The 22942-nt window shown below is 41.7% G+C and carries 25 protein-coding genes and 1 pseudogene; 13 read left to right on the top strand and 13 right to left on the bottom strand.

What is annotated here, in order from left to right:
- Positions 1 to 89 precede the first annotated feature (89 nt).
- Positions 90 to 458, top strand: a pseudogene (locus V7K55_RS20950) (AEC family transporter); the annotation flags it as partial.
- 33 nt (positions 459 to 491) lie between these two features.
- Here V7K55_RS20950 and tsaB read toward each other — a convergent pair.
- The 3 genes from tsaB to V7K55_RS20935 all read right to left on the bottom strand — a co-directional run bounded on the left by tsaB (position 492) and on the right by V7K55_RS20935 (position 3567).
- Complete coding sequence (gene tsaB / locus V7K55_RS20945) at positions 492 to 1145, bottom strand: tRNA (adenosine(37)-N6)-threonylcarbamoyltransferase complex dimerization subunit type 1 TsaB (RefSeq protein WP_334834559.1); 654 nt, start codon at positions 1143 to 1145, stop codon at positions 492 to 494.
- A 419-nt stretch (positions 1146 to 1564) separates the two neighbouring features.
- A complete protein-coding gene (locus tag V7K55_RS20940; RefSeq protein WP_334834558.1) occupies positions 1565 to 3010 on the bottom strand; it encodes an esterase-like activity of phytase family protein in 1446 nt (481 codons plus the stop codon).
- Between the two features lie 308 nt (positions 3011 to 3318).
- Positions 3319 to 3567 carry a Ycf34 family protein gene (locus V7K55_RS20935; RefSeq protein ID WP_334834556.1) on the bottom strand — a complete coding sequence of 83 codons (249 nt, stop codon included), beginning with the start codon at positions 3565 to 3567 and terminating at the stop codon, positions 3319 to 3321.
- A gap of 86 nt (positions 3568 to 3653) precedes the next feature.
- Between V7K55_RS20935 and V7K55_RS20930 the strand changes: the two genes are divergently transcribed.
- Together V7K55_RS20930 and V7K55_RS20925 are read left to right on the top strand one after the other, a co-directional pair.
- Positions 3654 to 4982: a CCA tRNA nucleotidyltransferase gene (locus V7K55_RS20930; protein ID WP_334834555.1), complete on the top strand. Its 1329-nt coding sequence runs from the start codon at positions 3654 to 3656 to the stop codon at positions 4980 to 4982.
- Positions 4983 to 5288: 306 nt separating this feature from the next.
- Positions 5289 to 5687, top strand: coding sequence for a response regulator (locus V7K55_RS20925; RefSeq protein WP_334834554.1), 399 nt, complete (start codon positions 5289 to 5291; stop codon positions 5685 to 5687).
- On the opposite strand, the gene V7K55_RS27590 is transcribed toward V7K55_RS20925, so the two are convergent.
- From V7K55_RS27590 to V7K55_RS20915, 3 genes are all read right to left on the bottom strand, one after another.
- Positions 5653 to 5820 carry a hypothetical protein gene (locus V7K55_RS27590; RefSeq protein ID WP_442949104.1) on the bottom strand — a complete coding sequence of 56 codons (168 nt, stop codon included), beginning with the start codon at positions 5818 to 5820 and terminating at the stop codon, positions 5653 to 5655. The genes V7K55_RS20925 and V7K55_RS27590 overlap by 35 nt on opposite strands.
- Positions 5821 to 6063, bottom strand: a complete 243-nt coding sequence (locus tag V7K55_RS27585; protein ID WP_442949103.1) for a Na-translocating system protein MpsC family protein — start codon at positions 6061 to 6063, stop codon at positions 5821 to 5823. It abuts the gene before it with no gap.
- Between the two features lie 179 nt (positions 6064 to 6242).
- On the bottom strand, positions 6243 to 6368 hold the full coding sequence (locus V7K55_RS20915; protein WP_334834553.1) for a hypothetical protein: 126 nt from the start codon (positions 6366 to 6368) through the stop codon (positions 6243 to 6245).
- A 483-nt stretch (positions 6369 to 6851) separates the two neighbouring features.
- Here V7K55_RS20915 and V7K55_RS20910 point away from each other — a divergent pair, with 483 nt between their 5' ends.
- Positions 6852 to 7334 (top strand): tetratricopeptide repeat protein, encoded by a 483-nt coding sequence (locus V7K55_RS20910; protein WP_334834552.1) that lies wholly within the window; start codon positions 6852 to 6854, stop codon positions 7332 to 7334.
- Positions 7335 to 8234: 900 nt separating this feature from the next.
- On the opposite strand, the gene dcd is transcribed toward V7K55_RS20910, so the two are convergent.
- Together dcd and V7K55_RS20900 are read right to left on the bottom strand one after the other, a co-directional pair.
- Positions 8235 to 8804, bottom strand: a complete 570-nt coding sequence (gene dcd / locus V7K55_RS20905; RefSeq protein ID WP_223278057.1) for a dCTP deaminase — start codon at positions 8802 to 8804, stop codon at positions 8235 to 8237.
- 92 nt (positions 8805 to 8896) lie between these two features.
- The gene (locus tag V7K55_RS20900) at positions 8897 to 9433 is read right to left on the bottom strand and encodes a P-loop NTPase family protein (protein WP_334834550.1); all 537 of its coding nucleotides are present in this window, start codon (positions 9431 to 9433) and stop codon (positions 8897 to 8899) included.
- A 343-nt stretch (positions 9434 to 9776) separates the two neighbouring features.
- Here V7K55_RS20900 and V7K55_RS20895 point away from each other — a divergent pair, with 343 nt between their 5' ends.
- From V7K55_RS20895 to V7K55_RS20875, 5 genes are all read left to right on the top strand, one after another.
- Positions 9777 to 10400, top strand: a complete 624-nt coding sequence (locus tag V7K55_RS20895) for an adenylate kinase family protein (protein WP_334834549.1) — start codon at positions 9777 to 9779, stop codon at positions 10398 to 10400.
- A 112-nt stretch (positions 10401 to 10512) separates the two neighbouring features.
- Positions 10513 to 11256 (top strand): ribonuclease PH, encoded by a 744-nt coding sequence (rph, locus tag V7K55_RS20890; RefSeq protein ID WP_334834547.1) that lies wholly within the window; start codon positions 10513 to 10515, stop codon positions 11254 to 11256.
- A gap of 274 nt (positions 11257 to 11530) precedes the next feature.
- A complete protein-coding gene (pgl, locus tag V7K55_RS20885; RefSeq protein ID WP_334834545.1) occupies positions 11531 to 12253 on the top strand; it encodes a 6-phosphogluconolactonase in 723 nt (240 codons plus the stop codon).
- A 282-nt stretch (positions 12254 to 12535) separates the two neighbouring features.
- Positions 12536 to 13414, top strand: coding sequence for an FHA domain-containing protein (locus tag V7K55_RS20880; protein ID WP_334834544.1), 879 nt, complete (start codon positions 12536 to 12538; stop codon positions 13412 to 13414).
- A gap of 445 nt (positions 13415 to 13859) precedes the next feature.
- Positions 13860 to 15923 (top strand): tetratricopeptide repeat protein, encoded by a 2064-nt coding sequence (locus V7K55_RS20875; protein ID WP_334834543.1) that lies wholly within the window; start codon positions 13860 to 13862, stop codon positions 15921 to 15923.
- Positions 15924 to 15941: 18 nt separating this feature from the next.
- On the opposite strand, the gene V7K55_RS20870 is transcribed toward V7K55_RS20875, so the two are convergent.
- The 3 genes from V7K55_RS20870 to V7K55_RS20860 all read right to left on the bottom strand — a co-directional run bounded on the left by V7K55_RS20870 (position 15942) and on the right by V7K55_RS20860 (position 19509).
- Positions 15942 to 16724 (bottom strand): hypothetical protein, encoded by a 783-nt coding sequence (locus V7K55_RS20870; protein ID WP_334834542.1) that lies wholly within the window; start codon positions 16722 to 16724, stop codon positions 15942 to 15944.
- 130 nt (positions 16725 to 16854) lie between these two features.
- Entirely contained in the window at positions 16855 to 18390 is a 1536-nt protein-coding gene (locus V7K55_RS20865; protein WP_334834541.1) for a DUF1565 domain-containing protein, read from the bottom strand.
- A gap of 588 nt (positions 18391 to 18978) precedes the next feature.
- Positions 18979 to 19509 carry a pentapeptide repeat-containing protein gene (locus tag V7K55_RS20860; protein WP_334834540.1) on the bottom strand — a complete coding sequence of 177 codons (531 nt, stop codon included), beginning with the start codon at positions 19507 to 19509 and terminating at the stop codon, positions 18979 to 18981.
- A 225-nt stretch (positions 19510 to 19734) separates the two neighbouring features.
- Here V7K55_RS20860 and V7K55_RS20855 point away from each other — a divergent pair, with 225 nt between their 5' ends.
- On the top strand, positions 19735 to 20052 hold the full coding sequence (locus V7K55_RS20855) for a hypothetical protein (protein ID WP_334834539.1): 318 nt from the start codon (positions 19735 to 19737) through the stop codon (positions 20050 to 20052).
- Positions 20053 to 20200: 148 nt separating this feature from the next.
- On the opposite strand, the gene V7K55_RS20850 is transcribed toward V7K55_RS20855, so the two are convergent.
- A complete protein-coding gene (locus V7K55_RS20850) occupies positions 20201 to 21595 on the bottom strand; it encodes a TldD/PmbA family protein (protein ID WP_334834538.1) in 1395 nt (464 codons plus the stop codon).
- Positions 21596 to 21610: 15 nt separating this feature from the next.
- Between V7K55_RS20850 and V7K55_RS20845 the strand changes: the two genes are divergently transcribed.
- From V7K55_RS20845 to rpsU, 3 genes are all read left to right on the top strand, one after another.
- A complete protein-coding gene (locus tag V7K55_RS20845; protein ID WP_334834537.1) occupies positions 21611 to 21733 on the top strand; it encodes a hypothetical protein in 123 nt (40 codons plus the stop codon).
- Positions 21734 to 21906: 173 nt separating this feature from the next.
- Entirely contained in the window at positions 21907 to 22230 is a 324-nt protein-coding gene (locus V7K55_RS20840; protein ID WP_094333030.1) for an RNA recognition motif domain-containing protein, read from the top strand.
- Positions 22231 to 22355: 125 nt separating this feature from the next.
- The gene (gene rpsU / locus V7K55_RS20835) at positions 22356 to 22547 is read left to right on the top strand and encodes a 30S ribosomal protein S21 (RefSeq protein ID WP_094333031.1); all 192 of its coding nucleotides are present in this window, start codon (positions 22356 to 22358) and stop codon (positions 22545 to 22547) included.
- 96 nt (positions 22548 to 22643) lie between these two features.
- Here the strand turns inward: rpsU and V7K55_RS20830 are convergent, their stop codons facing one another.
- Positions 22644 to 22769, bottom strand: coding sequence for a hypothetical protein (locus tag V7K55_RS20830; protein WP_334834535.1), 126 nt, complete (start codon positions 22767 to 22769; stop codon positions 22644 to 22646).
- Positions 22770 to 22942 lie beyond the last annotated feature (173 nt).

The raw sequence follows: 22942 nt of genomic DNA, 5'->3' as shown, positions 1-22942 counted from the left end.
ATCCTGTGAAGCGTCAACCCGCCAGGAATTCATACAGTTAAGTCTGTTTGATTAGATTGGAATCCTCACGCCTTCAGGCTGAGGAGGATGTCAAAATACCTACAGTAATGGAATTCTGGCTAGAGAAATTTGCTTGGAGTGGTGTAGCTTTATCTCTAGTGTTAATTGGAATGCGACTAGCGCTGCTTAAATCTTGGCGTAGCTTACCACAAGTAGGGATGAGCTTGGGAATCAAAATGTTACTAGTTCCCTTGATATTGGGTAGCATCATACCACTGTTTGGATTAACTAGCCCCATAGTAAAGATAATCGTGCTACAAATAGCCATGCCTCCAGCTTTCGGCACACTGGTAATTGCTGAGACATTCAATCTCGATCGCGATCTGGCAGTTACTGCCTTAGCTGCTGGGACTATAGTATTGTTGGTTACTCTCCCAGTTTGGCTGTGGCTGTTTTGATTTTGGATTTATGCACTGTGTGACATATATCAGTTAAACTTCTACTGGATGTTGCCCATAGTATGGCAAAGCCTCTGACCAATTGGGACATTTGCCCTCTTGCCAATCGAGATTAGCTAGTTCTAAAATGCTCGTCACCGTCGCTGCTAACCCAGATTGGGCCTGAATTAGCTGATAATTAGTATTCCAATTCGCTAAAGTTTCCTGCCATGCTTCTGGTGTAAACACTCTATCTGGCAAACACGCTCTTAGTTTAGAAGTATCTGCTTCAAACTGATAAATAGCAGCAAAAATTTGACCTCGTTGGGCTGGCATTTCTACAGCAATAGTTTTTGGATTTTGACTTTTGCCTACCTCTGACCAAGCTACCGCAGCCAAAGTTGAAATCGCAAATACAGGAATATCTAACTGTTGCCCTAAAGTCCGAGCAGTAACAACGCCAATGCGAGTTCCTGTAAAGCCGCCAGGCCCTTTTGCAACTGCGATAAATGACAAATCTGCCCAAGTTTGGGGTTTGATAAAGTCAATTAAATATTGATGCACTAAGCTAGATAAATCACGCCCTAAATTCCAAATCTGAGAGCGAGTTTCACCACCAAAATTACTAATTGCCAAACCCAATTCGGGGGTGGTGGTGTGTAGTGCCAAGGCGTATTTATTTGCAAGGTGTTTTAGTTCTGTTGTCAAAGTTACTTAAAATATCTCTTTTTCTAGAGTTAACGAGATTTATTTATTCAAGCATATAACAACATAGCGTTTATTAATTGAATAGACTCAATTTTTTTCTGTGCTATTGACATAAGTACGAGCTAATGATTACAGCGATTTTCAGTTAGGATGTTCCAAAAAATAAATGATCCAAAACCCGTCATTGCGTTCGCTTCGCTCTCTACGAGACGCTACGCGAACGCAATGACAATTGGGCATTTTTTTACTTGGAGTACTCTTAAGTAGATTACAAGAAAAAGGCCTAACCCCAAACACCTTACCTACAAGGGTCACTATGGTGCTGTACACAAGGATAAAAAAGCTTGATTTCCTATGCAGAGCATAGGAATGAGGAAAGCCTAATCAAGCTATGTTCTCTTTTCAAGAACGCCGGATATTTATCTTCTCCCTCGATCTTTTGGGGTACGATATTCATCATCCCCTTTGATCTTCTGGGGTACGAAGCCGGGAATATCAGTAGTGTCAATTGCGAAGACGAATAACTTGTTGGGATTATCGATACCTGTTGGATGGTAAGTGTCCGACTTTATGGTACCAATGAAGTCGTTATCATTGCTGATGAAAAGCGTATGTTTTACCACATGGTTGATAACCACATCCGCTCCGAAAGCCAAACCTTCAAGCTTGGCAGGTATGTCTTCTGCTTTGATCCCATTTTGAGTAAGCGTAGCTACTACATCAAGGAACAGGGTCTTGCTAACTGCCTTGCCAGCCAGATTGCTTTCCCCAGTGATATTGCTTACTTCTTGAGCATTTGTCAGATCGATATGGTATATCTTCTTGAAAGCAGCCTGAGAGCCGTCGCCCAATCCCTTACCATCTCGTTCGTCTACTAGGAATTCGCGATCGTTGATGGCTAGAATCTCGCTGACGGTGGGGTATTTCGGTTTAGCCGAGGTGCCTATATTATCTAGCTGATAGGCATATTCCTTAGTAAAACCTGTTTCTATGTCAATTTTGACGATTCTGGTATAAGCACCATTAGTACCACCGTCTTGGAGCAGTGGACTTTGCAAAATACCAATCAGGGTCTTACCGTTGGGAGTAATTGCAAGCCCTTCTATGCCTTTGTTCGCAACCCTACCAGAGGTGTTGTCACTAATCTCTGTATCACCAACGGGACTTGATTTGCTGACTGCAAACTTGCTAGGTAGGTTAAAGACCCTAATTCGCTTACCTGTATTGCGGTTAAATTGATATAGATAAGGGCCATATTCATCCGAGATAAATATATCCTTTCCATTATTGGATACACGCACCCCTTCAGGATCGAAACGGGCATTGTTGGGATATGTCGAGATTTGGGGGGGGGTGGGGGTGGGGTTGAAGTTGTCTGAGCGTCCAGTGAAATAGTTTTTATTCTTGGTATTCAAGGCTGGGACACCACTGCCTAACCCTAATCCCGCACCATTTCCGTAGTAAAGAGGCTCATTGCTAAATAGCAGAGTCGTATCAACTAAGTAAGGAGTAAGTGTGAAAGGCAACGCAGAACCAAGATTGCTTGGTGAAAGTTTCACTTTGAGAGTTTGGAAGCGGTTGATATAGGATGCTGTGTCACTGACAGCGCTGTTGTATGACAGGGCATTTGGGCCTCGGTCTGGGATAGCAATAAAGGTGTTACAGCCAGCATAAGCTAGTCCCGATCCAATACCACCAAGGAGATTTCCCCAAACACCGTTTTCAAGGGGAGCGGACGTTTGGCTGGAGAGGTCTCTAATGTTACCACTTAAGCTCCCAATTGCGATCAGCTTAACCTCTGCTTTGGCGGCAGGGGCAGCAAAAAATGACGCTAACAAGAACAGAACGAGATTTCTCTTGAGCATACTTCGTATTCCTAGTAGGGGAAATATTTACTGAATAGATATTGTATTTTTTTTACTTTATTATTATTTATGCCTAGTAATTAAGCTATTTTTAAGCAAAGATTAAGCAAAGATTAACTCATGAATAGCTAATGCTCGCCAGTTTTAGGTTAGGCATAAGAAAGTAAACGAGAGTGCAAACCTTTTTACCCGCATTTCTCACCTGGAGAAATACGGGTAAAGTTGTCCTTATAGTTACTTACAAAAATATCTACGACTACTGCTGTTTAGTGCAGTAGTCACCCTTAAGATATACCAATCATTTTCTATCAAGTCGGCACTAATTCACCAGGACGCAATTTCGACCACTTACCAGTTTCCCGTTTAAAACTGAGACAACCAACAACATCCCATTCCATCTCAATCACATCATGTTCAGTCCGAATATTGACATTGATAGAAGGTTCATTCGGATCGAAATCTGGTGTTTCAGTCAAGTGAGGCTGTTGGTGCTGCCCTTCTACGGCATGATAGGTAACACAGCTGTCTACATAGTGGCAGTTCACACAAATACACATAATAGAACCAACTCCAGGGGCCTTTATTGTTAATCTAACTTAAGCCCAACCGTTATTCATGAGTTGCTGGGTTGATTTTTATTACAATGCACGAATCAATTCCTTCTACCCTTGCTCCCGAAAATTGGCCTTTCAGCTTGGAATTCCTACCACAACCAGCTTACATGGTAGGTGGCGCTGTCCGAGATGCGCTCCTTGGTAGAACTCGTGAATATCTGGATCTAGATTTTGTTATACCATCTCAGGCGGTAAAGGTAGCAAGAGCGATCGCTCGTCATTATAAAGCTGGTTTTGTGTTACTTGATGCAGAACGACAAATTGCCCGTGTGGTTTTTCCCCACGCCACTGCTGACTTTGCCCAACAAGAAGGAGATAGTGTAGAAGTTGATTTGCACAGACGGGATTTTACAGTAAATGCGATCGCCTATAATCCCCATACACAAGAAATCATCGATCCTCTACAAGGTTATGTAGACTTACAGCAGGGCATTTTGCGAATGATATCACCCGCAAACTTAGAAGATGACCCTTTGCGGTTAATGCGAGGTTATCGCCAAGCCGCCCAACTAGGTTTTACTATTGAGCCAGCTACCCGAACCGCAATTTGTTCTTTGGCATCACATCTGAGCAAAGTTGCAGCCGAACGATTTCGCGTAGAAATTGGCTATCTACTGGCAAATTCTCAGGGTACTCCTTGGATTACAAGTGCTTGGGAAGATGGTTTACTTGCCCCTTTCTTCAAAAATGCTACTCGTGAAAGCTTAATCAAACTAGCAGCAGTTGACAATGCAGCCGCCTTACTCACAGAAAATTGGCAACAATTAGGCGCACAACTACAAGCTTATGTCCGAGATCGTGTCAAAACTACTTGGTTAGGTATTGCCAAACTTGCAAGTCTAGTCAATCCAAATCCAGAGTTAGCAGAAATAGAGCTACAGCAACTAACTTATAGTCGTGCCGAAATCCGCGGTGTAACTACTGCTCTAAAATTGTTACCGCAGTTTCAAGTAGTTGATATGTCCTTGCGAGAACAATACTTTTTATTCCGTGACGCAGATATTGTGTTTCCCACTGCGGTATTGCTGGCTATGGCAGTTGATAATTTGGTAGAGGCGATGTCTGGTGACAAGCCACTACACACAGCAGTCGCTACAAGTTTGGAAACTAGAGCAAGGAACTGCCCTGTCTGGATACCTTTGATCAACCGCTACCTGAACCCTGATGATCTGGTCGCTCATCCCCCTCAACTAGTGAGCGGGAAGGAGTTGATTATAACATTAGATATTCCAGCTTCACCAATCATCGGCCAACTTTTGACAGAAATAGCCGTAGCACAAGCTGAGGGGAAAGTTTCAACCCCAACAGAGGCGATCGCATTTGCACGTCAGTTACAAGATAAAGCAGGAGGTAATTGAGGTAATTAAGGATATGGGTTTACAGACGCGCTGCGCGATATACAAATCATTTTGTCGATATTTGCAAGTATACGCATCCTCTATGCTACTATTTGCTTGATATTAAGGTGTTGTATTTTTCTTTAAATTCAGCGTAGATGGATAACCAAATTGATTATACACCAGCCTATTCATTTGATGCTTTAGTTAATCTCCTGAATAGATCCTCGTATATTTACTTAAGCACTTGCCAGAAAAAAGACCTTTTGGTTTTCCTGATGGGCTGAGTCTTTATGCCTAGCCTTTCTTGGACAGGAATCACTGCTGATGAATGGACAGCCTTTAATTTTGATTGTAGAACAGAGTCTACATGATTTAGAGTTACTTAATTCTCATCTAGGAATATTAAATTTTTCATGCATTTGTACCAAACAAGGAGTGAGGGCTGTGATATTGGCACAAACTCATCAACCAGATGTAATTCTTCTAGATATAATGCTATCTAATTTGGGTGCGAACCAAGTCATTGACGATCTCAAACACGATACAAAAACTGCTACTATCCCAATCATTGCATTAACACCTCTAACAGTGGTACAGGATGATGAATTCAGTATGCTCACAGGATTTGATGATTGCATTACTAAACCCTATGATTTTAATCAATTAGAAATGGTAATCAGTCGTCACATCAGTCAGCTAAATTCTTTAAATTTATCTTGGTAAGAGATTCGGGATTAGGAACATCAGGTAATTGATTGTAAACCACAATAATCCCAGTCCGACCAGTTGCTAAATTGGTGTTGGTCATGAGTTCAAGGATAGGTTGACCAATAATTGCCTCAAGCAAATTTTTCAATTATGGTTTAATAATTGTTTCTAAATACAAGCGCACTTGTTCAGCTAAAGTAGCATAACTTTCTTTTAGTAGAGTGTATTCAGCTTGGGTAACAGAGTTTTCTAGGGAAATTACAATTTCAGTTTCTAAAAAATGACAAATGATTTGGCTCGGAGACTTACCTATTCTCTTGTTATATAATTTGACGATATACTGTGATATCTCTGTTTCTAATTGCCCAATACTAGCTTGGATCATTAGCATTTACAATATGAATTGAAGTATTTAAAACTATAGTGGATGTTTATAAAGTAACCGGGGACAATTATTAATATTGTACATAGTTTTAGGAGTTAGATATGATGTTTTATTTATGACTTTATTTGAAAGCATTCTTAATTTTGACGTGGGTAAAAGTTGTAAATCGGTGATTCTTGTAGTATTCAGTTAATGACTGCATCAATCAGCTTATTTTGTGCTGAACAAGCGATCGCCTTTATCTCCCAACCCAGGAATAATATAACTATATTATCCAAGTATTCATAAAGTTGGGCAGTATACAGCAGCACATCAAAATGTCTCTCACGAAAAACGTTGATACTTGTCGGTACAGCGAGTAAGCAGCAGGTGTATATCTCTGGGCAAAACGCATCCGAATCGTTGCATTCATCATGAACCGATCTAGCTGGCTACGGCTTGGAATCAGCGACAACTAGCAGCAAAATACCTGCCAATGCAGATTGCAGTGCAATCGTGCTTCTGCAATGCTAAAGCGCTTGCTAATTCCCGATCAATCCCAAACTGGCATAATCATTATTTTTTTATCAGCTATTAGTCACTAGGCAGCTTTTAACTACCTATAGTCAGTTTTTATTTTTATGACTCTAAATGTCGAGTGTGGTATTAGTCGTATTGCTGAATAGAATCAACAACACAGAAAATTCATAAATAGCAATTAATCACCGCAAATTTAAAGATGACTTTAAAAATGATTGAATAGATATTTTTTGTGAGAAAGTTAATACAAAGGTATATTCACTGATCTCAAATTTATGGATTCTTTATCTATCAATTCCTTACTTGAAGAGTTGAAAAACCCCGATGCTACAGTCCGGGACAAAGCAACCAGAAAAATCTGGCGCATCTGGTTTCAGCAAAAGGGAATCTATGGGCTGGAAATAATCGATCGCAGTCAGAAGTTACTGGATGCAGGTGAAATTGCTGAAGCCGAAACAGCGCTGACAGCATTAATCAAAGAACAGCCAGATTTCGCTGAAGCCTGGAATCGTCGGGCTTTTCTCTATTACAGTATTGGTGATTATCAGAAATCTCTAGCAGATTGTCAGATGGTTGTGCAGATAAATCCAATACATTTTGGGGCACTTCACGGCATGGGCTTGTGTTACGCAGCACTAGGAGAGTATGGTGAAGCTATCCGAGCTTTTCAACGCGCTCTCGAAATTCAGCCCTATTCGCTAGTGAATCAAAAGTTGATTCTAGAATGTACATTTAGATTCAGCTACGACGGCAGATAGGAGAGATATTATACTGTCTTATAAATCCGTTATCACCCTCATCACCAGCAATTCATCGCCTTAGTCGCCACAATTTTATTCAATACGGTTTTATCTGCATTGATAGCAGCGTTTTTGCCACTTGTACTAACAGCAAACAACCGTCAACTAACAATTCTCGGTTGGATAAAGTTACCTTTGATATAAACTGGATAGCACAAGCAAAACATGGTGGATTTTACCAGGTGATAGGCACTGGTAAGCTAATCGGCATTTAAATTGCATAATCAGGGCGCTCATGTTGCCTACCCCACAAGATATTGAGCAAATTTGAATATGCAAGTTAGATGTGTTCTAGCTTATTTATACAGACCACGATTTAGATGTCAGCATCAAAATAGTTGGCTCCAGGTTTCCAGTGGTACTCAATTGTTGATGGGGGTGCGGTAGATTTCTTTAGGGGTTATGGTATTAATGCCGTGAACGCCATAGCACAAGATATTCCCAAAATTACAGTTGTAGAAATTTTCCAGGATAGATTCCTAGTGTTTCATCGCCCATCCCAACACAGCAACTAAAACCCTTGTTGATTTCAAAGGTAAGCCTATTTATATCTCTACTTCTATTAACATCACCTATTGGCCTATTCTGAAAGCGAAGTCCGGTTATTACTGATGATTAGAAACGCCCTTACAATTTTTCTCCTGTCTCCTTTTCTGGCTGACAAAAACTTAGCGCAGCAAGGTTATATTACATCTGAACCCTTCGCTATCGAAAAGCAGAGTGGGTTTAAGGTAGTAGTATTTTTATCAGCAGATTATGTTTATTAAACCTATACAACTACTATTGAAACCAAAAAAGAACTACTAGAAATAATCCCGATTTAGGGCAGTGATTGTATAGTTCCCATTGTTGCGATGTTTAAATCCGAGCCAAAGTCACAATTTCTTGCTGATCCTGATATTTGCCCTGACGAGCTTCATAACTAATAGCACAGGGTTCACCTTCTAAAAATAGTAATTGCACCACGCCTTCGTTAGCGTAAATGCGACAGTCTGCGCTGGAAGAGTTGGAAAATTCTAAAGTTAAATGACCTCGCCATGCAGCCTCAGCAGGTGTTAGATTGGCTATTATTCCACATCTAGCGTAAGTCGATTTACCTATACAAATTACAGTAATATTCTCAGGAACCTCCAGCTTTTCTAGGGCAACCCCAAGTCCATAAGAATGAGCAGGTAAAATAAAGTAATTGCCATTGGCATCAGTATGCAGTACTGTTGGCTCTAAATTCTGGGGATTAAAGTTTTTGGGATCAACTACGGTTCCGGGAATATGGCGAAAAATGCGGAACTCAGCCGAGGAAAGGCGTATATCGTACCCATAAGAAGACAAGCCATAGCTAATTACAGGTTGAACTGCTACAGACTCGTCTTTTTGCACTTTTCGGATTAGGCTCGGTTCAAAGGGCGAAATCAAACCCTTTTGAGCCATTTCAGTAATCCAGATATCGTTCTTAATCACAAATTCGCTGCTAACGTTAATTCAAATAGACTCGATATATTAGCACGAACTGAGTATTTTATTTAGGGTCGATAACTCCGACGGATTTCTGTAATTTGATCTGCCACATCCAAGAGAGATTTAGGCATCTCTGGCCCTGTGAGAATGATATCAACGTGAGGAGGGCGTTTTGCTAGAAACGCTAAAACTTCGATTTCAGGAATTAAACCAAAGTTAATCGCTAAACTTAACTCATCCAAGACCACGAGAGAATACTTACTCTGACACACTACTTGTTGTGTATATTGCCACAGTTTTTGTAAAGCTTGATTTTCCGTATCATCTAGATGTGGTGTATCAATACAACGAGGCAAATCACAGCGAATCCAATCTAAATTTTGCCCTAATTGTATGGGTCTATCGTGTCCTTGACGAATACCCCCTTTAAGAAACTGTACGATTAATACTGGCGTTCCTTGTCCCGCTATTCTCAGTGATTGAGCCATAACGGTCGTAAAAAAGTTGCGATTGGAGCTAGTGAAAACTTGCACTAGCCCTTCAACTGGATATGGTAGGGCAAGGGTTGAATTGATACTTGAAGTTTCTAGCTGGGCAACCATAGGTTAAAGTTCAAAAAGATACAATAAATTAAATATTTTTGCTGGCAGGATTTATTACAAATCTGCCTGTATAATCAATCTGTTTTTCACCAGTGTGGTGGATCTTGCAAATTGCATTCTTAGTCAAACACTACGTTTGTGTGGAAGTCAAGAGTTATTTGATTGAAATTTACGTCCTTTCTCTATAGGCGGTCGTAAAAATTAAAACATAATAGTTACAGATCAAATTATTTAAAAAAGCTGGGTAAAACGTCTAAAAATCCCTAAATGTTAGATTTATCGGTTGTTTGGGCAAAACAGACTTAGCAAGTAGTGAATTTGACAGCAAGAGGGGTAAATTGTTGTGAGATTGGTGATTCTGGGAGGTTCAGGATCGGGGAAAAGCACTCAAGCCCAAAGGCTTGGCAGATACTTTGATATTCCTCTGATTTCTACAGGTGAGATTTTACGGGAAGCAATATCTGGCTATCAGCCCCTACCGGAATTTCGATGCTCGGAAACCGATCCCCGGACTTCTCTTTCGGTTTACGCTAGTCTGAGTGAACTAGGCTATCACACACAGCCCTATATACAAAAAGGGGAGTTAGTTCCAGACGAAGCGATCGTTGAATTGATCGGGGTTCGCCTCAGACAACCAGATATTAACTGCGATTGGGTCTTGGAAGGCTATCCTCGTACTGCCTTCCAAGCTGAAGAATTAGATTTTTTATTGGATAATTTAGGGCAAAAGCTAGATTGGGCAATTTATCTCCAAGTTCCAGAAGCAGTCATGGTTAGTCGATCTTTGGGGCGATCGCTACCAGATGACCAACCAGAAATCGTGCAGCGCCGTGTAGAATTATTCTACGATCGCACCATCCCCATCCTAGAATATTACGACCGTCGTCGCCGCCTATTGACCATCAACGGCGACCAGTCACCAGATATGGTGCAGCAAAATATTTTGACTCTACTTTCAGTTCCTTAGAAAAGTGCGATTGGGGAAGTTAGTAATTAGGAAGAATTCTTCCCAATACTCATTTACAACACTAAGGTAATCTTAAGGCAGTATTCTAGATAAAAATCTTGAGGCAACTCCAATGGCTTGGCAGCGTCCAGATGGTCGGATTCCCTACGAACTACGTCCGATCAGCTTTTACCCCAATTTCACCCGCTTTGCCCCCGGTTCTGTTCTCGCAAGATGCGGTGATACTCAGGTACTTTGTACTGTTAGCGTTAATAAGGGAGTCCCGAAGTTTCTCGAAGGAACTGGTAAAGGCTGGCTAACTGCTGAGTACCGAATGATACCATCCGCTACTCAGAAACGCCAAGAAAGGGAACTATTGAAATTATCTGGACGGACGCAAGAAATTCAACGCTTAATTGGCCGCAGCTTACGCGCAGCAGTGGATTTTGAGGCACTGGGAGAACGCACGCTGACTGTGGATGCTGATGTGTTACAAGCAGATGCCGGAACTCGAACAACAGCTATTACAGGCTCCTTTGTGGCGTTGGCTCATGCAATTTCTAAATTGCTGCAAGAAGGCGTGTTAGAGCGATCGCCTCTGTGTGGACAGGTAGCAGCAGTTTCCGTAGGATTACTGGAGGGTGAGCCATTTTTGGATCTAAACTATATCGAAGATGTGGCTGCAACAGTAGATTTTAATGTAGTAATGAATCAACATTTGGGAATCATTGAAGTCCAAGGAACAGCCGAAGAAGGTAGCTTTAGCCGCATCCAGTTGGATCAACTGCTAGATGTGGCCCAAAAAGGAATTCAGGAATTGTTAATCGCCCAACGCGAAGCGATCGCTAATTGGGAAACATTGTTTGTAATTAATTAGTTTTATTAATTTTTAATAAGAATTAATAAATGTATCCTTTGTGGCATTAATCAACAAAGTATCAAGTAACTGGATGTAAATAAAAATAATGCACGATAGTGGTTAGTGGTTAGTATGACTGACTACTGACAGCTTAGTGTTGAAGGTGATAATGAGCATCTACATTTTTCCAGCCTACTTAATCCACGATGTTAAATGTTTCAAAAGTTAAAAAGGGAGATTGTAATAAGTTCGGTATGGTATTGCTGGAAGCCAGCAATATGATGATGAAGCCATGAACAAAACCGTTGAAGTTCTACCGGATCAGCCAGCGCTGGTTGCACGAACGCTAGAATTAATTTTGTCCAAGTTAGAAATTGCTATTGAGCAGCGAGGGCGGTTTACCATCGCCTTATCTGGCGGCAGTACACCGAAACCTTTATACGAAGCAATCGCTACTCAAAAACTGCCTTGGGATAAAATTCATATATTCTGGGGGGATGAGCGTTACGTACCACCAGATCACCCCGATAGCAATGAGCTGATGACGCGTCGTGCATGGCTAGATCGTGTTGACATTCCAGCAGCTAATATTCATCCCGTACCAACTTTAGAAGCTAATCCAGAACTGGCGGCTGCTAAATATGAACAACATCTCAAAGAATTTTTCAATTCTTCTGGGGTCGAGTTTCCCGCGTTGGATGTAGTATTACTAGGAATGGGTGATGATGCACATACTGCATCTTTGTTTCCCCACACAGAGGCTCTTAAAGTACGCGATCGCCTAATTACAGTGGGTAACAAAGACGGAAATCCCCGGATAAGTTTTACATACCCCTTCATCAACTCTGCTCGCAGTGTGATTTTTCTGGTTGCTGGTGCTAATAAAAGACCAGCTTTGGCGCAAGTCTTTGCACCTGTAGCTGATGACTTTACTTACCCATCCCGCTTAATTCGGCCCCAAGGCGAACTGTGGTGGCTGCTGGATGCAGCAGCAGGTTTAGAACTCCAACGTTAAACGATTGGGCATTGGGGATTGGGAATTGGGCATTGGGAATTGGGAATTGGGCATTGGGGAAAGATTTACTACAACTTCTCTCTCCTCTGCTCCCCTGCCCCCTGCTTCCCTACTCCACTGCTCCTCTGCTCCCCTGCCCCTCTGCTCCCCTACCCTCCACGTAAGAACGTCCAAAATTCATCGTTCCATCAGCAGTAATTGCTAAAATCTAAAGCTAGGCCCGCTCTCTGCTTGCCAGTCCTACCTAATTTTATGATGATCTTGAACAAAGGCTAAATATCGATGATCGTCTGCCCTAATTGCAATCATCCCAACCCTGATGGCGCTGTCCAATGTGAAGCTTGTTATACACCGTTACCTGCGACTACTAACTGTCCCAGTTGTGGAGCAAATGTGCAGGCAGATGCTGCATTCTGCGGTCAGTGTGGCTATAACCTTCACTCCGCAGGAGTTCCACACGTTCATAGTCCGGTAGCTACAACAGTTACTCCCGATGTTCAGATGGAAGTACCGCCATTAGTTCCACCCGATCCACTATTAGAACTTTTACAACCAGATGCTTTGGGAATGAGCGGTTCTACTAACTCCCATCCCTCCAGTTCATCTTTACCACCAACAGAGATGGCAGTTCCTCCAGTGGCTCCCGCACAGGGAGTTATTGCAGAAAGTAGCCCCCCAGAACCAATGCTAACCGTTGAAGCTCAACCTGTAGTCTCTGGACAAAGTATTCCTACTCCACCACCGTTGGAACCACCGCCAGTCTCTGAAGCTGAAGTACCCCCGCCAGCAGCACCAGTACCAACTGCAACTGTAGCCAGAACGCAATTGCAGCAGGTTATGGCGCGGTTAATCCACGTTCAAACCGATCGCCTAATTGAATTGCCACAAAATCTCTCTGTGATTCATATCGGCAAGCCTAATGACCGGATTCCTCCAGACATAGACGTTTCAGGATTTCCCAATTCAGAAGTTGTCTCGCGGATTCATGCAGATATTCGCGTTGAGGGAGACGCTCACTATGTAGAAGATGTGGGAAGTTCTAATGGTACTTACATTAATAACTTGCCACTTTTACCGGGGAATCGTCATCGATTGCGACCGGGCGATCGCATCAGCTTGGGTAAAGGAGACTTGATGACATTCCTGTTTCAACTTGCTTAACTGATTCTCCATTAATTGTGACATCAGTCTAAGCATTTTCTGCCCATCCCCCAGCATTGATTTTGGAGGAGAAACACAAGCGACGGATAACTATGTTGTTCAATTTAGCTAGATAAGTGATATCAAATAACTCCCCTTGATGGGGAGTGAGTAGTTAGCGATCGTTAGTTATTGGTCAATGCACACAGCTAGTTTGAATTTTTTAAACAGCAGCCTAAGATTGCAGGCTGCTGTTTGAGAAATGAACAATGACTAGACAAACCGCTTTTTCCAAACGCTCTGAAACGGGATTCTCTAGTGCTGGCATTACTGCGACTGATGCGAATATAAAGACCTGCTGAGTATAGATCCCATTGCCTCTACAACATTTAACCACTTAATTCTGTTATAGATTGGAGAGAGGCACGCCGCTTCAAAAACTGACCAACAGACTGAGATGGTTGTTATGAAGAGCAAAAATCAAGCTATTTTCGCTTTAATTGCAAAAAACACTATTGTCTTTTTACCCTTACTGTTATCCGTTGGAATTGCCAGCGGACAATCTGCACCATCACCTTCCCCAGCACTAACTCCTACTCCGGTCTTATCAAATCAGGAACGGGAAGAACTAACGCGACTACGAGCAGAAAAGCGAATTCAACAGCAAGTGCAATCTGATTTTAAGAACGCTTTTAGCCGTACAACTATCTTAATCGATATCTGGCTAGTAATATTAAGTCTATTTCCAGTCGCAATCATTGCTTTATTTTGGCTTCTCCGACGGGTGGTAATCCGGGAAATTGTTGAGAGAGCAATGCAACAATTACAGGGAATGGAAAAATTACAAAATCAGCTAGCTACTGTTAAGCAAGAGTCGGAAAATATTATTCAAGAAGCTAGAAAAATAAATTATGAATTAGAACAGGAAACGGTTAGCTTACAACAAAAAATTAAAACCGAACAAGAAAATTTATCTACCCTGACATCGGAATTCGATTTAGCTAAAGCACAGATATTAAGTAGATTAGAAACTCAACTAAAAAAATCTCAAGAAAACATAGAAATCTTAGAATCAAAATTTGCTTCTGGGCTATCTAAGTTAGAGTTAGAAGCTCAACAACAAAGAGATATAGCACTGGAAAATCTAGGAAATTTAGCATCTGGTTTGACACAAGACTTGTCTAAGTTAAAGTTAGGTGTACAACAGCAGCAAGAACTAGCCGTTGCTGATTTAGAAGTATCAAAGTCTGAGTTCACTTCTCAACTTTCTGGATGGCAGTCTGATGCTCAAAATGAAAAAGATATAGTTATTGAAAATCTGACAAAATTGCAGTTAGAATTTGTCGAGGAATTATCAAAAATACAGGTAAATGCTCAAAAACAAAAAGATATTAATCTTGAGGGTTTAGGAGAAATAAATAATCAATTTAAATCTCAATTATCTGAATTACAGGCAGATGCTCATGAACAGAAAAATAAAATATTTGATATTTTTGCAGCATTGCAGTCAGAATTTGCCGAAGAACTATCTGAATTACAAATAGATGCTCAAAAGCGGAAAGAGCTAATCATTGAAAACTTAGAAAAATCTGGTTCTGAGTTTAGTTTACAATTCTCAGAATTGCAATGGAATGCTCAACAACAAAAGATTCTCATTTTGGAGAAGTTAGAAAGATTAGAAACTGAGTTTGTATCTCAACTCTCGGATTTACAATTGGATGCCCAAGAAAGAAAGGATCTTATCCTTCAAGAACTAACTGAAATTACACCTGACCTAGAGGCGGTGAATTCGGAAGTTGAAGAAGAAATGCAGGAACAGCCACAACAACCAGAATTTACTGCTGATGAGTATGTACAACAGGGAGATGCGTTGTTTTCGCAAAAACGCTATGAAGATGCGATCGCAGCTTACAACCAAGCGGTTAAAATCCAAGCTGATGAACCTGTGGTTTGGTTAAAACGAGGCTTAACTCTCGGAAGGTTAAAACGCTACAAAGATGCGATCGCGTCTTATGACCAAGCGATTAAACTCCAACCAGAGAATCATCAAGCTTGGTGCGATCGCGGCGTTGCTTTTGGAAACTTACAACAGCATCAACAAGCCTTTGCTTCATTTGATAAAGCTACACAAATTAAGCCTGATGATGCTGTTGCTTGGTTGAATTGCGGTCTTTCTCTAGTGGCTTTGGAACAGTATGAAGAGGCAATAGTATCTTTTGACAAAGCGCTGGAATTCCAACCAAATTCTCCCAAAATCTGGGATAAACGCGGTTATACTTTGGTAAGATTGGGACGCGATGATGAAGCGATCGCTAGTTTTAACAAAGCCTTAGAAATTAAGCCCGATTACGCCAGTGCCTATTACAACAAAGCAGCCTGTTACGCACTGCAAAGACAAGTTGAACTATCTCTGGTAACTCTCAAACAAGCAATTGAACTTAATTCCAGGTATAAAGAAGACGCGGCAACTGACCTAGATTTTGATGATATTGCTGATGATGAGCGCTTTAGACAGTTAGTTGCAGAGTAAAAAGTTATTTGTCATTTGTTATTGATTCTTCTCCTTCACTACCTCACCCCCCATATCTGGCGGATTTTGTTCCCCAGACATCGCCTTGAGTTTTGATGTAAAAGACTCAGAGCAATCGCTTTTTTCTGGAGTAAATTGCCCGATAGGGGCATGAATAGCAGCAGGTGGGAGCAGTTTTGGCTGTCGCTGATGATGATTTGGTGATGGAGAAGGCAATGGAATTTCTTGTGAAGTTTGCCTTTGGCTGACAGCAGGCGATCGCTGAAGGGTTGCCGAAGAGGTAAACTTCCCAGTTAGGGGGGACTTCAAGACGGTTTTATTGTCTCTATCTTCCTGCTTCTCGTGTTCTTCACTCAAAGATGTCTTTTGTTCAGAACTTTTCAGTTGTAGAGTTGCAGTATTGCTGTATTGATAGCCGTTACGAATCTTCGCAGGTGGTAATTGAGGACTCGTGACTTTCTCTACAATCGGGTTTTTTTTGGGTAGCGGTAGGGGTGGTGCAGCAAATGAGGTTAAGCTTTGAGGAAATTTGCTACAAATCATCCGTTCAAATTCCATGTTGAAATGATATGTAGCCTGATCCCGGCGCTGCCAAAATACTAAAATTTGCTGCACGGAAACCGCTTTATAACGACCTTGATATAGTGCCTCAATCACTGCCAGGTGTAGCCAATTCAGTGGGTATTGCGTTTGCCAACGCTCAACTAGCTCATTGGCACTATACCCACTGAGGTCAAAACTATAGTTAATTAATAAAGCGATCGCCAAGTTGGCAGAAGTATCTGGAAGTGTTGTTAACATGGGGATATTAGCTTTAGGCAATAGGTCTAAGATTTTTCACCCATCGCATATTAGCGTAGCGTGCTTTTAACTACATGGTTTTTTTTTCCAAGAGTACCAAGCCGATAAGCAGTGTTTCCTATTCTACTTGTCAAGTTCTGGAATGCAACCCTACATAGACTGATTTAATCGCAGATGCTCGCCCAATGGCAACTAATGCCTGATAAACCATTGCTGCAACTTCGGCACGTGTTGCCAAATGTGAAGGTGCAAGTAGATTGGGATCTGGGTAATTAACGATGATTTTTTGTTGTGTGGCAGTGGCTACGGCTTTTCGGGCGTAGTCGGGAACGGTATGACGATCGCTATATACTTCTAAAACATCGCTATCAGCCAGTGGTAGTCCCAATCCGTTTACTAGGGAGACAATTACCTGTAGTCGTTGGACATGTCGATCGGGGCGAAAAGTGCGATCGCTAAATCCGCCAACAAAGCCACCACTAGCCGCGATTTGGATAGCGCTATAAGCCCAAAAATCCTTTGGTACATCTGTAAAATCAGGTGCTGAGATTTTGGGAAATGGGTTAAAGGCGATCGCTACCAGAGATGCATACTGGGCGCGAGTCATGGGTTTATCTGGCTGGTAGCTACCATCAGCAAAACGATGAGTTAAATCCATGCTTACTAGTGCCTGAATAAATGGTTCTGCCCAATGTTCATCTAGTTGAACAGGTGCGGGGAGGTTTTGAGATGGTGATTCAGTCGGAGCGTCAGACAAACTGGTGTTAACTGCTACTTCATTGGCTGGGATCAATTCAAATAAGCCCTTGATTAGAGGATGATTCAACTGATTACCTACGGAAATCAGCTTTTGTGTAGTAGCATTATATAAATCAAATTCACTATTATCACGAAAAATATTATTAGCAGGCTCTTGGGTATTACCTAAGTCAGGAATTGCATTGCCATTGACTAATAGACCACCTTGGGTATTGTGAGTAATGAGATTTTGACGCAGTACTGGTTGGGCGTTGCGAGAAAGTGCGATCGCGGTGCGATTTTCTGATAATTTGTTATTTGCGATCGTCGGGGTGGCAAAGTCACTAATTGCTATGCCTAAAGGGTTCCTTTGAAATACATTCCGCAATACTTCTCCTTGGCTATGACCTGCCATCACTAACCCGCTAGCAGTATTTTGCACAAATATATTATCTAAAATTGCAGGTTTGGCGTTACCAGTAGTAAACACACCTTCCCGTCCACAGTCCCTCAAAGTATTGTTAGCTAAAGCAGGTGCAGCTGATTCAATCCAGATACCAGTACCTTTGGTTGAAGGATTGGTGACAGTTACACCTAGAAGACTGGAATTATCTAGTAAGAGCAGCGTGATATTTTGTATACCAAAGCTAGCACTTTTATACTCCCCACTCCCAGAAATTACAATCCCTGCACCTTTATTGGCTTCGTTACCAACCACCGTTGTCCCTCCAGCGATGACTAGTGGAAACACCTCACCACTAGCGGCGCTGTAAGTACCCGACTCCAGATAAATTAGCGGCGGGGGGATTTTGGTTACTTTTAAGGCACGGGTGAGGCTTTTAAACGGACTCAACCGTGAACCAGTGTTGGTATCATTCCCTGTCATAGGGTTGATATAAAGTGTGACGACGAGGGTAGAGTTCACCATTGATAGTTGAGAGTCAATTGTTTTAATTATGACAATCCTAAATAACACTACTTGTAGCAAACTTTTTCAAAGTAGTATCCCTGTCTATAGAAAATGTATCCACGTTGCTTTTGATTGCAAGCGGATAATCTATCTGTACACACAAGTTATAGACTCTCGTCCAACACTCTGAGTTTTCATCTCAGCGTTCGGTTTTCCCAGTTTAAAGTTCCAAGTTTTGAGGATGATTGCCTATAGCGGTTCTCAACTGCATGAAATCTAGACCACTGTGGGATAGCAATGGCACTTGTATCCATACATAGTGACTACTCTGCGAGAACGCCAAAGGCGAACCCGCAAGATACGATAACCGTTATATTAATGAGATTATTTCTAAATAAGTGACATCTAAGACATACACTACTCTGTGTCTGTATGTCTTCAGTTAAACACCTACGATAAGAAGTCAAGTATACGAAGAGAATTGACTTTAGAGGAAGTTCTAAATGTAAAGCAGCTTTCCTTAATGGATAAAATCAGGTTGATAGATTGAGTCAGCAGCTTAGATAGAATGCATTCCCATACTCCAGATGGGAATGAAATTAGAATTTAAACATTCTTATCTAGGATGGTTCCTTCTATATTGGCTCCCTCTAAATTTGCTCCACTCAAATTTGTCTGGTGTAAATCTGCTTGGGTAAGATTTGCCTGGGATAAGTCTGCTACAGTTAAGTCTGCACCACTCAAATCGGCTCCATCTAGATTCGCCGCAATTAAATTTGCTTTCTGCAAATCTGCTTCAGTCAAATTAGTTTCGATCAACTTAGCAACTGTCAAATCAGCTTGACTCAAATTAGCTCCTTCCATTGCTGCTCCATCCAAGATAGCTCCATCCAAGATAGCTCCGCTTAAGTTACTACCACTGAGGTTAGCATTGCTCAAATCTGCTCCATTTAAGTCAGCCTCAATCAAACTGGCGTGGGCTAAATTAGCGTGACTTAGATTAGCTCCATCTAAAATTGCTCTATCTAAAATTACGTCACTGAGATTAGCTTCCCTTAAGTTTGCCTCGCTCAAATTGACACCAGTAAAGTCTCTAACACCTGCGGCATAGTTTTTCAGAAATTGATCTGCTTTCATAATCTGTCGCTCTGCTTGCTAAGGAACATTTAATTGAGACTATCAAGACTATCAAGATTATCCATACAGGCAGTAAATCCCCAGCACGCGCTACGTGAGGATTGATACGGTGAATTAAATTAGAGTGAATACTAAATCACTTTTATCTAGATTAGCCATCTTCGACTTCTAGCGCTACTACCTAGAGTTGTGAGTTACTTTCATCCTTGGGAGGGATGTTTAGGGATGAAAAAATTTAAGCATTGCGATCGCTATAATTCAGATGCAGTTGGTAGCGATCTAGTTCTCAGTATTCTCGAAAAATCAGACTTTGATGAACTTTGGCTATTTGGCTTGGAGGTAGATAACGGTTTAAGCAAAAAAGATATTGCCGGAGTTAATGCTTTTCTGCAACACGGTGGCGGCATCTTGACAACACGCGATCGTCAGGATATGGGCTGTTCGATGTGTGGTTTAGTTGATATTGGTGAGCAAAAAAAAAGAGCCACGTGCCTTATGAAGATATTAAAATCTACTTACGTAACGTGGCTTTCTGGCTGGTAAATTTATTTCAATTAAGGCATTTTCTGGTGAAAATATTAGTCTATCAAACTAGCTTTGAGAGTTTGTAGTAAGCACTTTAGTCCTTACTACGAACCTGCATCAATTTAAACTTGAGTTAACTCGGAGTAAAAGTTATGGTACGCGTAGTTCACGTTTCTCCACCAACCACTACATCTTGAATTCGGAGACTAGGGCCACCACAACCTACTGACAAACCATTTTGCCCTCCTTTACCACAACCCCCAGATTCATCCCAGTAAAAATCATCACCAATTGCCTCAATATCCGCTAAAGTTTGGAATACATTTCCTGAAAGCGTTACATCCCGCACAGGTTCAGCAATTTTGCCGTTCCTAATCATCCAGGCTTCCCCAGCACTAAAGGTAAACATTTCCCCATTCGTCATTCCACCTAACCAATTACGGGCATAAACTCCTTCTTTGATATCAGTGAATAAGTCTTTGACTGGGGTTTTACCCCGTTCAATCCAGGTATTTGTCATCCGTACAATAGGATTAAAGTGATAATTCAGACATCTAGCGTTACCAGTAGGCGCTTCCTCTAATTTGCCAGCAGTTTCACGAGAATGTAAACGTCCAACTAAAACTCCATCTTTAATTAGTTGAGTAGTTGTAGCAGGCGTGCCTTCATCGTCGTAGAAATAGCTGCCGCGATGTCCCTCTGGGGCCGCACCATCAAAAATTTGGAGTTCTTCTGGGCCAAATTTCCGTCCGATGGTCATCACTTCTAGCAAATCGGGGTTTTCATAAGCCATATCAGCTTCAGAAAGATGTCCAAAAGCTTCGTGGACAAACAAACCCGTGAGAATTGGATCGATGACTACGGTATAAGTATTACCTTTGACCGATGGCAGGGATAAAGCTGCGATCGCTCTTTGAGCCGCACCTTTTACTTGTTCATCCAAATCAGTTAAATCTTCGTAAGCTTTGCGAGAGCCAGTAGTTTCCCGTCCAGTTTGTACAGTTTCGCCATTTCTGGCGGTGGCAGCAAAGCGCATTTCCATATCCACCCAAGATTGCTCTATCAAAGTACCTTCTGAGGTAGCGATGATCACTTTTTGGGCACTGTCACCGTAACGCACTGAGGTCGTGGTAATGCGGTCATCAACGCTTTTGAGCAATTCAGTATAGTGATCGCATAACTCTTTTTTCTTTGAGAGTGCGATTTTTCTGGGATCGCTTCCTTTTAGAGGTAGAATGCATATTGCTTGCATCGGGTCAATGGGTGCAAGTAAAGTTTCTTCATCACCAACCATCCGCGCCGCAGCGATCGCTTCTTCTATTCGATCCTGAATTGTTCCTAGTTGGTTAAAGCAGCTCAACCCCCATCCACCTTTATAACAAGCGCGAATATGACCACCAATGGAAATACCTTCACTGAGGGTTTCTACCTTGTCGCCACGCAACAAGATATCAGTCCCCTCTGCTTCTTCAAGGCGGATCATCAGATAATCTACCCGCTCACTGTAGCGGGCGATCAGGTCAGAAAGTAAATTTTGTGCGTCAGCAAGTATAGTCGGCATTTTCAGGTAGTTACAATGACGAACTGCATTTATTTTGCAGTTATTTGGGCAATTTCTGCTACCCAATGTCGGAGTTCACTCATGAATCTAAGACTTAGAGGATGTTTGAGAAGCCTAATAGCGATCGCTGACTCTTAGTACTTCCTTTTTTACAATGGGTAAGAACTGAATGATGTGCTAAGGTAATTAGGTGAGAATAAAATTCGGTTACAGCGTTTGTTTTTAGTATTGACAGGCTTTTCCCTTTTGGTCTTAACAAGCTTGTCTCCGAAATCTAAATCTCTACACACCTATGATTTTGGAGATAACGCATGTCAATTTATGTAGGTAATCTATCCTACGAGGTCACACAAGAAGACCTCACCACAGTTTTTGCAGAACATGGTTCCGTAAAACGCGTTCAGTTACCTACTGACCGTGAAACAGGTCGTCCACGCGGCTTTGCGTTCGTAGAGATGGGTACAGAAGCTGAAGAAACAGCTGCCATTGAAGCTCTCGATGGTGCTGAGTGGATGGGACGCGATCTCAAAGTGAACAAAGCTAAACCGAAGGAAGATAGAAGTGGCTCCTTTGGTGGTGGTGGTGGCGATCGTCGCGGTGGCGGCGGTGGTGGATACAACCGAGGACGTTACTAGTCTTAAGCTTTAAGATAAAAAATTAAGTTCTAACGTCTTAAGGGCAGAATCATTATCTGCCCTTTTTTCGCTCCGGTCTACTGGATAGCTTGAAATTGCCCAGTACCAATTAAGTAGGAGATGAAATGACCCAAGTATTTGTGGGCGAAAATGAAGGGATTGAGTCAGCCTTGCGTCGATTTAAGAGGGAAGTTTCCAAAGCAGGTATTTTTCCAGACATGAGAAAGCATCGTCACTTTGAAACGCCTTTGGAAAAACACAAGCGCAAAGAAGTTGCAAGGCACAAACAACGTAAGAGAAATTTCCGTCGCAATTAAGAACAAACAAACATACCTACACCTACCTACGGTAAACTACGCTAACGCACTCTCTCACAAGATCCTGGGCGATCGATTTACTCTTAGATATTGAATCTAAAAGATAGGTTTTGGGCGTTGCTGAATCATGGGGTGAGTTTCTGGTTGAAACCATTGAAAATTCGTTCCAAGTTGGACGAAATCATCCCATGATTCAGCAATGCCAGGTTTTGGCAAGGCCATCACTGATTGTGGGATAATAGATGTAAATCAATAGGTTAAACCGCGCCTACCTTGAAAACCGTAGTTTTTGGAATTAGGGTAAGAGAACTCCACAGAAAAAATGATCCAATAGCTATGCCGATTTAGCAAAAATTTCCACAAACCATTTTTTGAGATGAGGAAGACGGTGAATT

It is taken from the genome of Nostoc sp. (assembly GCF_036919895.1).
Taxonomy (GTDB): domain Bacteria; phylum Cyanobacteriota; class Cyanobacteriia; order Cyanobacteriales; family Nostocaceae; genus Nostoc.
Note: the sequence above shows the minus strand (reverse complement) of the source record. Positions and strands in the feature narration are given on the sequence as shown.